Source organism: Leisingera sp. CC-HEC093 (assembly GCF_059429195.1).
The window spans coordinates 2,863,639-2,876,331 of the sequence record NZ_JCAIJR010000001.1 but is presented as its reverse complement, the minus strand read 5'-3'; the positions used below and the strand labels follow the sequence as shown (position 1 = coordinate 2,876,331).

Sequence of the window (12,693 nt, the reverse complement as noted above, 5' to 3'; positions counted from 1 at the left end):
CTGAAAGAAAAAGCGCCCCGCAGGGCGCTTTATTTTCCACGCCATGCGGCGGGGTCACGCTGCCGCGGCAGCTTCCCAGGGGCGGATAAAGTTGTTCAGCACACCGCCGATATCCGCCTCCGTGCTGCCATTGGCGGCAACCTGCGCCACCAGCCCGCGCTTTTTGTCATCAATCACGCTGACAACACGCGCAGCCACCCCGGCCTGTTCCAGGGCGCCGTTGTAGACGCGGGTGATGGCCATCTTGCGGAGATCGGGCTTGAACACCTTGCCCACCGCGGTTTTCGGAAGTTCCTCCAGCACTGTCAGATGCTTGGGAATCGCCGCCCGCTCGTGCACATGCACCTTGCAGTATTCCAGCAGCTCCGCCTCGCTGACTGTGGCACCGTCCACCAGTTCGACAAAGGCGCAGGGCAGCTCGCCGGAATGGGCGTCCGGCTGGCCGATGGCACCGGCAAAGGCCACCGCATCATGGCCCAGCAGTGCTTCTTCGATCTCTGCCGGGTCGATGTTGTGGCCGCCGCGGATGATCAGGTCCTTGGCACGGCCGGTGATCCACAGGTAGCCGTCCTCGTCGATCCGCCCCAGATCGCCGGTGCGCAGATACTTCTCCTGATAGTAGAGATCCACGTTCTTTTCCGTCTCGGTATAGGTATTGCCGGCAAAGACCCCAGGGTTCGACACGCAGATCTCCCCCACTTCGTCGCGCCCGCATTCCAGCGCCCCGTCATTGGTCTGCTTGACGATCCGCACATCGGTATAGGGCAGCGGGATGCCGACCGATCCAACCTTTTTTTCGCCGCCCGGGGGATTGCAGGAAACCAGACAGGTCGCCTCAGTCAGGCCGTAGCCCTCGACGATGGTGACGCCGGACGCACTCTCGAACCGCTTGAACAGCTCCATCGGCATCGGCGCCGAGCCGGAAAACGCGGTTTTCACGGTTGAGATATCCGCATCCACCGGCCGTTGCATCAGCGCCGAAACTGCCGTGGGCACGGTGATGATAAAGGTGATCTTCCAGCGCTCGATCAGCTTCCAGAAGTTGTCGAATACGCCCTCGCCGCGATAGCCCTGCGGCGTCGGGAACACCACATGCGCGCCAGAAGCCACCGCCGCCATCATGATCACATGCACCGCAAAAACATGGAACAGCGGCAGCGGACAGATGATGTTGTCCTCTTCGGTGAACAAGAGCGTGCTGCCCAACCAGCCATTGTAGACCAAGCCGGAATACTTGTGCTGCGCCACTTTTGGCATGCCGGTTGTGCCGCCGGTGTGGAAATAGCACGCCACCCGGTCGCCCACGCTGTCGGCAAAGCTCAGCGTCTTAGGATGCTTCGCCATCTCTTTGGAAAAGCTCAGGTAATCCGCATGGCTGGGACGTGCGTCCATCTTGGGCCGCACCAGCGGAACAATCCAGGACTTGGGCGGCGTCAGATAGCGGTTCAGATCCACCTCCAGCACCGTGTTCACGCCCGGCGCATGGCGCACCGCCTCCGCCACCTTCTGCGCCACATCCGTTTTGGGGAAGGGCCGCAGGGTCACCACCACCTTGGCCTTGGTCTCCCGCAGGATCGACGCAATCTGCTCCGGTTCCAGCAGCGGGTTGATCGGGTTCACAATCCCCGCGACCGCGCCGCCCAGAACGGTGACCAGGGTCTCGGTGCAATTGGGCAGCACATAGGCCACCACGTCCTTTTCGCCGATCCCCAGCGCGCGGAACATGTTTGCCGCCTGGCACACCTGCTCCTTCAACGTGCTCCAGGTCAGCGTCTCTGCCTTGTCGCTGGCGCCAGAGAATATCTGATAGCTGACCGCCTTGCTGTTTGGGTACTTGTCCGCAGTGCGCGACAACATCTCATACAAAGTGTCCGGCAGATCCCGCGCTTCATACGGCAGTTCATTCTGCAGCGCGTCGCGGTCCGCGATTCCGGAAAAACCCATTAATCTCCTCCCCGTTCCTCCGGTGCACGGCCGGTGTAGGGCCGGTGTACGGAGTGTGTTCCTCTTTTTTGCCCAGACTATTGCAATCGCGCATTTGCGCAAGCGCCGGGGCAGGGTCACGCCAAGGCAGCTTTGGCCGTGACGTAGCGCCATTTACCCGCCTTTGCTGGTTTTCAACAAAAAACGCCCCGGAACGGGTCCGGGGCGCCTGCTCTGTCACGCTGCCTGGCGCTTATTCCGCCGCCAGCCCTTCGGTGAACTGCAGCTTGGCCAGGCGTGCATAAAGCCCGCCCTGCCCGACCAGTTCATCATGGGTGCCGGTGGCAACGATCCGGCCCTGATCCATCACCACAATCCGGTCGGCCTTTTTCACCGTTGCCAGCCTGTGCGCCACAATCAGCGTGGTGCGGCCCTGGCTCAACTCATCCACCGCGGCCTGTACCAGGCGTTCGCTTTCGGCATCCAGCGCCGAGGTCGCCTCATCCAGCAGCAGCACCGGCGCATCGCGCAGGATGGCGCGGGCAATGGCGATCCGCTGCTTCTGCCCGCCCGACAGCATCACCCCCCTTTCGCCGACAAAGCTGTCATAGCCTTCCGGCAATTTCGAGATGAAGTCATGTGCCGCCGCAGCCGCAGCGGCGGCCTCAACCTCGGCATCCGTGGCCCCTGGGCGGCCAAACCGGATGTTCTCGCGCGCCGAAGCGGCAAAGATCACCGGATCCTGCGGCACCAGCGCGATATGGCGGCGGAATTCATCCCGCTGAAGCTGCGTCAGCGCCACACCGTCCAGCTTTACCGCGCCTTGATTGGGGTCATAGAACCGCTGCAGCATCTGGATGATGGTGGTCTTGCCCGCACCGGAGGGGCCGACAAATGCCACTGTTTCACCGGGCTTCACCGTCAGCGACACCTCTTCCAGCGCTGAAACATCCGGGCGCGAAGGATAGCGGAAGGACACATTGTCAAACGCGATCTCCCCCCTGACTGGTGCCGGCAGCACCTGCGCCGCAACCGGGTCCAACACGGTATCCTCCGCGTTCAACAGCTCCACCAGACGTTCCGTTGCCCCGGCGGCCCGCTGCAACTCGCTCCAGATCTCCGACAGCGCCGCGACCGATCCCGCCACCAGCACCGCATAGATCACGAACTGGATCAGCGTGCCCTCGGACATGATGCCCGCGCGCACATCATTGGCACCCATCCACAAAACGCCCACGATACCGGAAAACACCAGGAAAATCACGATCACAGTCAGGTAAGCCCGCGTCTGGATACGCCGGCGCGAAACCTCATAGGACGTTTCCGTCAGCTCGGAAAACTTCTGTCGGCTGGCGCGCTCGTGGGTAAAGGCCTGCACCGTCTGCACCGCCCCCAGCGCCTCGCCCGCATTGCCGGAGGAAGCCGCAATCCAGTCCTGATTCTCCTTGCTGATGGCACGCAGGCGGCGTCCCAGCACCAGGATCGGCACGATCACCGCCGGCACGATCAGCAGCACCATCATCGTCAGCTTGGCTGAGGTCAGCAGCATCAGCACCATGCCGCCCAGGAAAATCAGCAAGTTGCGCAGCGCAATTGACACGGACGAGCCCAGCACCGACTGAATCAGCGTGGTGTCGGTGGTGATCCGGCTCAGCACCTCACCGGTCATAACGCGCTCATAAAACTCCGGGCTCATGCCGATCACCCGGTCGAACACCGCTTTGCGGATATCGGCCACCACCCGTTCACCCAGCCGCGTCACCAGCGCATAGCGAACACCAGTGCCCGCAGCCAGCAGCGCTGCGATCACAAGGGCCGCGCTGAAGTAGAGGTTCAGCAGCTCGGAATCAGAAATCCTGAAGTTATCCACCACCCGGCGCACCGCCAGCGGCAGGGTCAGCGACAGCGCCGCCGTCAGCACCAGCGCGCAGGTCGCAGCCAGCATCAAGAGGCGGTAAGGCCGCATGAACGGCCACAGGGCCGACAGCACACCGATCTTGCGGGACTTCTCCCGCTCTTGCTCCGCATTGGGGGCCGCATTATTCCGCGCCATTCCGGATCCTTCTGCACTTTGGCCTGGCGGGGCAGCCGCCCGCGCCTTCGCCAAGGTTCATGGCCCTGCAGCCCCTGCGCGTCAAGCGCTGAGCAGTTTCAAAAAGCATCTGAAAACAGCTTTGCCCTGCGTCAGAGCGTATCAGTCCGGCTGGTTGGGAAGGTCTGGAGCGGGTAGCGGGAATCGAACCCGCACCTTAAGCTTGGAAGGCTCTTATGATACCATTTCACCATACCCGCTCAGGACATTTGCTGATTTATGTGAACCGCCGGGGAAGGTCAACCAACTTGTTTTCGTAAAGGTTTGAAGTGGCGGAAAATTCACCGCGCCCCTTGCGGAAGCCCCGGCAAGCCCCCCAAATAACGGGCTAATCCGCTAGCCCGCCCGCGTTCAGAATTCCGGAAAACCGCCGTGACACATAGTTTGCAAACCGCCGTCATCACTGCGCATGGCCAGCCCTCTGCCCCTGGCCCCGCTGAGGCGGACCTGGCTGCCACAGCAGCAGCCGTGGCCGCGCATCTCCCCGGCTGGGATGTCCGCTCCGCCACCCTCGCAGCGCCGCACCGGCTGGAGGGGGTGATGGAAGACGGTGCCGTGGTCTATCCGGTTTTTATGTCGCGCGGCTATTTCACCAGCAAGGCGCTGCCTGCCCGCCTGCAGGGCCGCCCCTGCCGGATGGCCGCGCCGTTCGGTCTTGACGCAGGCCTGCCCGCCCTGGCCGCCGCTGCTGTGCGCCAGGTGTCCGGCGCCAAGGGCTGGGCCTTGCACGAAACTCATCTAATGCTGGCCGCCCACGGCTCAGCCCGCGGCCCGCGGGCCGCAGAAGCGGCTGAGGCCTTTGCCACCAGCCTCAGCCCCCTGCTGCCAGGCTGCAGCCTGACGCTGGGCTACGTTGAGCAGGACCCCCGTATTGCTGCGGCCGCCAAACCTATGCCTGCACAGTCCCTCTGCCTGCCCTTCTTTGCCCAGGCCGGCGACCATGTGAAACAGGATCTTCCGGACGCGCTGGAAGCCGCTGGATTTGGCGGCACCGTACTGCCGGTGGCCGGTGCCCTGCCGGGCGTCCCGGCGCTGATCGCCAAAGGCATCCTCGCCGCCAGCCTTGACGGGTACGCCGCCGGCTGAGAGTCCGACACGGCGGAAAGAAAAGCAAATTTTGGCCCTGGCGGAGGCAAATGGCCTCTTGCACCGGCGCCGGGCATGTGATTAATCACGGCTTACACCACGGATGGCGAGTTGGCGGAGTGGTGACGCAGCGGATTGCAAATCCGTGTACACCGGTTCGATTCCGGTACTCGCCTCCATCCTCTTCGTCAGGAAATCCGGGTCCAGTCAGACGCTTAACGATACCGCGGCGGCAGGTGCTTCAGGTCCATCAGCACAGCACCCGCAGCCTGGCGGCCATGCAGCCGCCAGCGTGTTCCTGTCTCCGTCAGCCTGAAAGATTACCCCTTCAGCTTGAAGCGCTGGATCTTGCCAGTCTCGGTTTTCGGCAATGCCCCGGTGAAGACCATGGACCGCGGATACTTGTAGGGGGCAATGGTGTCCTTCACATGGTCCTGCAGCAGCTTGACCAGCGTGTCTGACGGCACCTGGCCCTCAGCCAGAACCACATGCGCCTGCACGATCTCGCCGCGCGCCTCGTCCGCCACGCCGATCACCGCGCATTCCGCCACCGCCTCATGCGCCAGCAGTGCGGCCTCCACCTCCGGGCCCGCAATGTTGTAACCCGAGGAGACGATCATGTCGTCATTGCGGGCGGCAAAGTGCAAATAGCCATCCTTGTCCCGGATGAAACTGTCGCCGGTGATGTTCCAGCCGTCCCGCACGTAATCCGCCTGCCGCTCATCCGCCAGATAGCGGCAGCCGGTCGGACCCTTGACTGCCAGCCGCCCGGCCTCGCCGCGGGGCGCTTCGTTGCCATCGGCGTCCAGAACCTTCACCTGATAGCCCCCCACCGGCTTGCCGGTGCAAGCCGGGCGGTGATCGCTGAACCGGTTGGTGATGAAGATATGCAGCAGCTCCGTTGCGCCGATCCCGTCCAGCATCGGCTTGCCGGTCTTGTCCATCCACTCCTCATACACCGGTGCAGGCAGGGTTTCCCCGGCCGAGACCGCCGCCCGCAACGAGGACAGATCAGCCCCCTCCTCCATCGCCCGCAGCATGACGCGGTAGGCAGTAGGCGCGGTAAAGCAGACGGTGGCCTTGTATTTCTCGATGATCTCGATGAGGTTCGGCGGTGAAGCATTCTCCAACAGCGTCGCCGCAGCGCCAAAGCGCAGGGGGAAGATTGCCAGCCCGCCCAGGCCAAAGGTGAAGGCCAGCGGCGGCGAGCCGACAAACACATCCTCCGGCTGCACATCCAGCACTTCGCGCGCATAGCCGTCGGCGATGATCAGCAAATCGCGGTGGAAGTGCATCGTCGCCTTGGGCGATCCGGTGGTGCCGGAGGTGAACCCCAAGAGCGCCACATCATCGCGGCCCGTCTTCACCGCCTCATAGGCAACCGGTTTTTCCAGCGCCAGCCGGTCCAGCTCCGCATCGTGGTTGGAGGTGCCATCAAAACCCACCACGGTTTTCAGGAACGTCGACTCCTTGGCGCAGGCAACCAACTCATCCTTCAGCCTTGTGTCGCACAGCGCGTGGGAGACCTCAGCCTTGTCGACGATCTTGGCCAGTTCCCCCTTGCGCAACAGCGGCATGGTGTTGACAACCACGGCGCCCGCCTTGGTCGCCGCCAGCCAGCAGGCCACCATCGCCGGGTTATTGGCAGACCGGATCAGCACCCGGTTGCCGGGCTTCACGCCCAGGTCCTCGCTCAGAACATGCGCCAGCCGGTTGGTCCAGTCGGCCAGCTCCTTATAGGTGCGGTAACGGCCGTTGCCGATCAGGGCGGTATGGTCGCCAAAGCCCTTCTCGACCATCGCGTCGGTCAGCTCGACCGCGGCGTTCAGGTACTCAGGGTAGTCAAACCCCTCCAGCAGGAACTCCGGCCACTGGTCCTGCGGCGGCAGGTTGTCCCGGGCAAAGGTGTCCACATGCGCGGTTGGTCCCAGCATCTCAGTTCCCTCCCTGAAAGGCGCCCAGCGCCTGGCGCGCGATCACCACCCGCTGCACGTCCGAAGCACCCTCGTAGATGCGCAAGGCCCGGATATCGCGGTAGAGCTCCTCCACCTTCTGGCCCCGGCGCACGCCGTCGCCGCCGTGCAGCTGCACTGCCTTGTCGATGACCTGCTGTGCCTGATCGGTGGAAAACAGCTTGGCCATTGCCGCCTCGCGGGTGACCCGGGCGGCGCCCGCATCCTTGGCCCAGGCTGCGCGGTAGACCAGCAGTGCCGCGGCATCCACATCCAGGGCCATATCCGCGATATGGCCCTGTACCATCTGCAGATCAAACAGCCGCGCGCCCTGCACCTGCCGCTCTGTCACCCGCGCCAGCGACTCATCCAACGCTCGGCGGGCAAAGCCCAGGGCGGCGGCAGCCACGGTGGAGCGGAACACATCCAGCACCGACATCGCGATTTTGAAGCCCGCGCCCGACTGCCCCAGCAATGCGGATTTCGGGATCCGGCAATCTGTGAACCGCAGCGTCGCCAATGGATGCGGCGCGATGGTTTCCAGCCGCTCTGCCACCTCGAACCCGGGAAGGCCGGCTGGCACAACAAAAGCACTCAGCCCCTTGGCGCCCGGCGCCTCGCCAGTTCTGGCAAACAGCGTATAAACATCGGCAATCCCGCCATTGGAGATCCAGGTTTTCTCGCCATTCAGAACATATTCATCGCCGTCCAGCGTGGCAGTCATGGTGGAGTTTGCCACATCCGACCCGGATTGCGGCTCAGTCAGAGCAAAGGCCGAGATCGCCTTGCCCACCCGCGTCAGCGGCAGCCACTCCTGTTGCTGTGCCTCAGTGCCAAACAGCGAGATCGCCCCGGTGCCCAGCCCCTGCATGGCAAAGGCAAAATCCGCCAGCCCGTCATGGCGCGCCAGTGTTTCGCGGATCAGGCACAGCGTGCGCACGTCCAGCTGCTCGCCCGCCATGGCACCGGAATGCTGCGTCCAGCCGCCCTCACCCAGGGCTGTGACCAGCGCCCGGCAGGCAGCATCGGTATCCGAATGATCAATCCCTGCCAGATGCGCCCCGGCCCAAGCTTCCAGTTCTTCGGCCAGCTTCCGGTGCCGGTCCTCGAAAAACGGCCAGTTCAGAAACGTCCTGTCCGCCATCGCGCGGCCCTCCCAGTTTCATCTTTCCCAAAATACTCCCGTCCCGCTGCCCGGCAGGCGGCTTTGCCGCCGAGAGGGGGGGCTCCCGCGCCCTCCTCCGGCGCGGGCTCCAGTGGTTTCACACCTCAGTCGCCTTCGAACATCGGCTTTTCCTTGTTCACAAAGGCATGGTAGGCGCGCTCGAAATCCGCCGTCTGCATGCAGATCGCCTGCGCCTGCGCTTCGGCCTCGATCGCCTGTTCGATCGACATCGACCATTCCTGCGCCAGCATGGTCTTGGTCATCATGTGGCCGAAGTTCGGACCCGAGGCGATCCGCGCGGCCCAGCTTTGCGCCTCCGCTTCCAATTCATCCGCTGCAACCAGCTTGTTGTGGAAACCCCAGGTGTGGCCTTCTTCGGCGCTCATCGACCGCCCGGTGTACAAAAGCTCCGCCGCCCGTCCCTGGCCGATGATCCGCGGCAGGATCGCACAGGCGCCCATGTCACAGCCCGCGAGGCCCACACGTGTGAACAGAAACGCGGTTTTTGCCTCCGGCGTGGCGATCCGGATGTCGGAGGCCATGGCGATTATTGCGCCCGCGCCCGCGCAGATTCCGTCAATCGCCGCAATCACCGGCTTGCCGCAGTTCACCATCGCCTTGACCAGATCACCGGTCATCCGGGTGAAGGCCAGCAGTTCCTTCATGTTCATACCGACCAGCGGCCCGATGATGTCGTGCACATCGCCGCCGGAACAGAAGCTGCCGCCGTTGGAGGCAAAGACCACCGCCTTGACGCTGTCATCATAGTGCAGGTCGCGGAACCAGTCGCGCAACTCTGCGTAGCTGTCGAAGGTCAGCGGGTTCTTCCGTTCCGGCCGGTCCAAGGACACCGTGGCGATGCCCTCCTCGATCCGGCACCGAAAGTGCTTGGGTTCCCGTTTCACTTTCATGCCTTGCCTTCCTCCTCCAGCCGCCGCGCCACCGCCTCCAGGCTTTCGGCGATCCCTTGCGCCTCATCCGCTGTCAGCCCGTCGAAGGCCGCGTTGATCCAGCCCTCATGCGCCTCCGCCTGGCGGGAAAACTCAACCCGGCCCGCCTCCGTCAGCCGCACCAAATTGGCGCGCCGGTCGCCCTCAACCTTTTCGCGCCGCACGTGGCCGTCCTCGACCAACCGCTCGACAATGCCGGTCACATTGCCGTTGGAGACTTTCAAAACCCCCGACAACTCGCTCATCTTCAGGCCTTTTTCGTGCTGCATCAGCGCGGCCATCACATCAAACCGCGGCAAGGTCGTCGCAAAATCCCGCCGCAGGCTCTCGCGCACTTCGCTCTCCACCGCCTTGGTGGCTTTCAGCACCTTCAGCCACAACCGCAGCCGGTCTTTTGATGTCGTGCTCAAATTTCCCCTCCCGACACGCTCATCGCGTGCCCATTGACCGAAGCCGCGCCCTCAGATGCAAGGAAAGCCGTCGTGGCCGCCACTTCCTCCGGCGCAATCAGCCGTTGCATCGGATTGCCGCCAACCACCATCGCCAGCGCCTTGTCCCGCGGTATGCCGTGCCGGGCCATCAACCCGCTGACCGCAGCCTCCGCCATTTCGGTATCAACAAACCCGGGGCAGACCGCATTGCAGGTGATCCCGCGTTTCGCCACGCCTTGCGCCACCGACCGCACCAGCCCCAGCACCCCGTGTTTGGAGGCCGCATAGGCCGGGATCTGCGCCCCGCCCTGCAAGGACGCGGTGGAGGCGATGGCAATCAGCCGCCCGCCCGGTTCCATGCCCGCCCGCAGCGCTGCCCGGAAGGTCAGGAAGGTACCGGTCATGTTGACGGTCAATGTACGCTGCCAATCCTCCAGCTCTACGTCTTCGATGCGCGCTGCCGCACCGGTGCCGGCATTGGCGATCACCACGTCGAAAGGCGTATCGAACAGCGCCTCCACTTGCGCCTCATCCGCCACATCCGCCACGCGGATCTCCAGCCCCAACCCCTCTGCCGCCGCTTCCAGCGGTTCCCGGCGGCGCCCCGCGATGGTGACATCGCAGCCATCGGCAGCAAAAGCATGGGCAATTGCCTTGCCGATCCCTGTACCGCCGCCTGTGACCAGAACCCTGCGTGTCATGCCCGGATCACCTCCGCTTCGCGGTCTGCCAGGCGCCAGGCCTGATCGCGGCCTGCATGATATGGCAGCGGCCAATCGCCATGCCGGTCCCCGATCCGCGCCGCCTCATGCAGCGTCCAATAGGGATCAGCCAGATGCGGCCGGCCCACACAGACCAGATCGGCCCGCCCCGCCATCAGGATCGAATTGGCATGATCCGCCTCATAGATGTTGCCGACAGCCATGGTGGCAATCCCGGCCTCATTGCGGATGCGGTCGGAAAACGGCGTCTGGAACATACGCCCGTACACCGGCTGCGCGTCGGTGGAGGTCTGCCCCGCCGAGACATCAATGATATCCGCACCCGCCGCGGTGAAGGCTTTGGCGATCTCCACCGCCTCCTCCGGCGTCACGCCCTCGTCGCCGACCCAGTCGTTGGCAGAGATACGCACCGACATCGGCTTGTCCTCCGGCCAGACCGTGCGCATCGCCTGGAACACCTCCAGCGGATAGCGCAGGCGGTTCTCCAGGGAGCCGCCATAGTCATCGGTGCGGACGTTCGATTTCGGGGAAATGAAGGAGGAAATCAGATAGCCATGCGCCGCATGAAGTTCGATCATGTCAAACCCGGCGCGCTCCGCCATCTGCGCCGCGGCTACGAATTCCGCCTTGATCGCGTCCATTTCCGCCCGCGTGATCTCCCGCGGGGCCGGGTTGTTCGCCGACCACGGGATGGCCGAGGCCGAAACCGTCTCCCAGTTCCCCGCCGGCAGCGGTGCGTCCATCTCCTCCCATCCCAGCTGGGTGGAACCCTTGCGCCCTGAATGGCCGATCTGGCAGCAGATCTTCGCGCTGGTCTCCGTATGCACAAAATCCGTCAGCCGCTTCCACGCCGCCTCATGCTCCGGTGCATACAGGCCCGGGCAGCCCAGCGAAATCCGGCCCTCTGCAGACACACAGGTCATCTCGGTATAGACCAGCCCCGCCCCGCCCTTGGCCCGTTCGCCGTAATGGATCAGGTGCCAGTCTGTCGGGCAACCCTCCACGGCCTTGTACTGCGCCATCGGGGAGACCACGATGCGGTTCTTCAGCTCCATCCCGCGCGCACTGTAGGGCGCGAACATCGGCGGCCGCACCGGTGCATCGGCAGGCGCGCCGGCCTTGCCCTGAAACCACTTTTCGGCGCTTTGCAGCCAATCAGGGTCCCGCAGCCGCAAGTTTTCGTGGCTGATCCGCTGCGAGCGGGTCAGCAGCGAGTAGTTGAACTGCACCGGGTCCATATCCAGGTAGCGCTCGACCTCCTCGAACCACTCCAGCGAGTTGCGCGCCGCCGACTGCAGCCGCAGCACATCCAGCCGCCGCTCCTCCTGGTAGCGCTCAAACGCGCGCTCCAGCGTTGGCTCGGTGCTAACCAGCTCCGCCAGCGCTATGGCACTGTCAAACGCCAGCCGCGATCCCGACCCGATGGAGAAATGCGCCGTGGCGGAGGCATCCCCCAGCAGAACAACGTTCTCGTGATGCCACTTCTCGCACAGCACCCGCGGGAAGTTGATCCACACAGCCGCCCCGCGCAGGTGCGCCGCGTTGGACATCAGCGCGTGGCCATCCAGATGATCGGCAAAGATCTCCTCGCAGGTGCGGATGATCTCTTCCTTGCTCATCCCCTCAAAGCCCCAGTTCTCCCAGGTCTCGGCAGAACATTCGACGATCACCGTCGCGGTATCGGCATCAAACTGATAGGCGTGGATCCACATCCAGCCGTGCTGGGTTTTCTCGAAGATGAAGGTGAAGGCATCGTCGAACTTCTGATGGGTGCCCAGCCAGATGAACTTGCAGGGGCGCACGTCGATTTCTGGTTTAAAATGTTCCGCGAACTCATTGCGGACACTGGAATTCAGCCCGTCGCAGCCAACCACCAGATCATAGTCTTTCTGATACTCCGACGCGGGTTTGGCAACGGTTTCAAACTGAAGGTCCACCCCCAGTTCCCGCGCCCGGTCCTGCAGCAAGAGCAGCATCTGCTTGCGCCCGATCCCGGCAAACCCATGCCCGCCCGACACCGTGCGGGTGCCGTCATGCACCACCGCGATATCGTCCCAGTATGCAAAGCTCTCCCGGATCGCTTCGGCACTTTTGGGATCATTGGCGCTGAGGTTATCCAGGGCGTCATCCGACAGAACCACGCCCCAGCCGAAGGTATCATCAGGCTTGTTGCGCTCAACCACCGTGACCTCGGCCTCCGGCCGCCGCAGCTTCATCGAGATGGCAAAGTAGAGGCCCGCGGGCCCTCCTCCCAGACAGACGACTTTCATGATCATCCCTTCCCGCTCAGCACACGTCTCTGAGGATCAGGATAAGCAGGTGCAGAAAAACTTCAAGCCTAAAGTTTTAAGCTTGAAGCAATTGTGCAAGCA

General features: G+C 63.6%; 9 protein-coding genes and 2 tRNA genes. 2 read left to right on the top strand and 9 right to left on the bottom strand.

Going from position 1 to position 12,693, the window contains the following annotated elements:
- Nucleotides 1-54: 54 nt before the first annotated feature.
- The 3 genes from AC5STB_RS14045 to AC5STB_RS14035 all read right to left on the bottom strand — a co-directional run bounded on the left by AC5STB_RS14045 (nt 55) and on the right by AC5STB_RS14035 (nt 4,215).
- Nucleotides 55-1,944 carry an acyl-CoA synthetase gene (locus tag AC5STB_RS14045; protein ID WP_495443430.1) on the bottom strand — a complete coding sequence of 630 codons (1,890 nt, stop codon included), beginning with the start codon at nt 1,942-1,944 and terminating at the stop codon, nt 55-57.
- 232 nt (nt 1,945-2,176) lie between these two features.
- Nucleotides 2,177-3,976 (bottom strand): ABC transporter transmembrane domain-containing protein, encoded by a 1,800-nt coding sequence (locus AC5STB_RS14040; protein ID WP_495443429.1) that lies wholly within the window; start codon nt 3,974-3,976, stop codon nt 2,177-2,179.
- A gap of 165 nt (nt 3,977-4,141) precedes the next feature.
- Nucleotides 4,142-4,215, bottom strand: a tRNA-Gly gene (locus AC5STB_RS14035).
- 172 nt (nt 4,216-4,387) lie between these two features.
- Here AC5STB_RS14035 and AC5STB_RS14030 point away from each other — a divergent pair.
- Nucleotides 4,388-5,101: a CbiX/SirB N-terminal domain-containing protein gene (locus tag AC5STB_RS14030; RefSeq protein WP_495443428.1), complete on the top strand. Its 714-nt coding sequence runs from the start codon at nt 4,388-4,390 to the stop codon at nt 5,099-5,101.
- A 105-nt stretch (nt 5,102-5,206) separates the two neighbouring features.
- A tRNA-Cys gene (locus AC5STB_RS14025) sits at nt 5,207-5,280 on the top strand.
- Between the two features lie 141 nt (nt 5,281-5,421).
- Here the strand turns inward: AC5STB_RS14025 and AC5STB_RS14020 are convergent.
- The 6 genes from AC5STB_RS14020 to AC5STB_RS13995 form a co-directional block, all read right to left on the bottom strand.
- Nucleotides 5,422-7,035: an AMP-binding protein gene (locus tag AC5STB_RS14020; RefSeq protein ID WP_495443427.1), complete on the bottom strand. Its 1,614-nt coding sequence runs from the start codon at nt 7,033-7,035 to the stop codon at nt 5,422-5,424.
- 1 nt (nt 7,036) lies between these two features.
- The gene (locus AC5STB_RS14015; RefSeq protein ID WP_495443426.1) at nt 7,037-8,197 is read right to left on the bottom strand and encodes an acyl-CoA dehydrogenase family protein; all 1,161 of its coding nucleotides are present in this window, start codon (nt 8,195-8,197) and stop codon (nt 7,037-7,039) included.
- A 125-nt stretch (nt 8,198-8,322) separates the two neighbouring features.
- Nucleotides 8,323-9,129, bottom strand: coding sequence for an enoyl-CoA hydratase family protein (locus AC5STB_RS14010; RefSeq protein ID WP_495443425.1), 807 nt, complete (start codon nt 9,127-9,129; stop codon nt 8,323-8,325).
- On the bottom strand, nt 9,126-9,578 hold the full coding sequence (locus tag AC5STB_RS14005) for a MarR family winged helix-turn-helix transcriptional regulator (RefSeq protein ID WP_495443424.1): 453 nt from the start codon (nt 9,576-9,578) through the stop codon (nt 9,126-9,128). The genes AC5STB_RS14010 and AC5STB_RS14005 overlap by 4 nt, the downstream gene beginning before the upstream one ends.
- Entirely contained in the window at nt 9,575-10,300 is a 726-nt protein-coding gene (locus AC5STB_RS14000; RefSeq protein ID WP_495443423.1) for an SDR family NAD(P)-dependent oxidoreductase, read from the bottom strand. The genes AC5STB_RS14005 and AC5STB_RS14000 overlap by 4 nt, the downstream gene beginning before the upstream one ends.
- Complete coding sequence (locus AC5STB_RS13995; RefSeq protein ID WP_495443422.1) at nt 10,297-12,591, bottom strand: bifunctional salicylyl-CoA 5-hydroxylase/oxidoreductase; 2,295 nt, start codon at nt 12,589-12,591, stop codon at nt 10,297-10,299. The genes AC5STB_RS14000 and AC5STB_RS13995 overlap by 4 nt, the downstream gene beginning before the upstream one ends.
- Nucleotides 12,592-12,693 lie beyond the last annotated feature (102 nt).

Bases quoted from the DNA above. Each gene is read 5' to 3' on its own strand.
- AC5STB_RS13995 (WP_495443422.1), bottom strand. From the start codon at position 12,591: ATGAAAGTCGTCTGTCTGGGAGGAGGGCCCGCGGGCCTCTACTTTGCC.
- AC5STB_RS14000 (WP_495443423.1), bottom strand. From the start codon at position 10,300: ATGACACGCAGGGTTCTGGTCACAGGCGGCGGTACAGGGATCGGCAAG.
- AC5STB_RS14010 (WP_495443425.1), bottom strand. From the start codon at position 9,129: ATGAAAGTGAAACGGGAACCCAAGCACTTTCGGTGCCGGATCGAGGAG.
- AC5STB_RS14015 (WP_495443426.1), bottom strand. From the start codon at position 8,197: ATGGCGGACAGGACGTTTCTGAACTGGCCGTTTTTCGAGGACCGGCAC.
- AC5STB_RS14040 (WP_495443429.1), bottom strand. From the start codon at position 3,976: ATGGCGCGGAATAATGCGGCCCCCAATGCGGAGCAAGAGCGGGAGAAG.
- AC5STB_RS14045 (WP_495443430.1), bottom strand. From the start codon at position 1,944: ATGGGTTTTTCCGGAATCGCGGACCGCGACGCGCTGCAGAATGAACTG.
- AC5STB_RS14020 (WP_495443427.1), bottom strand. From the start codon at position 7,035: ATGCTGGGACCAACCGCGCATGTGGACACCTTTGCCCGGGACAACCTG.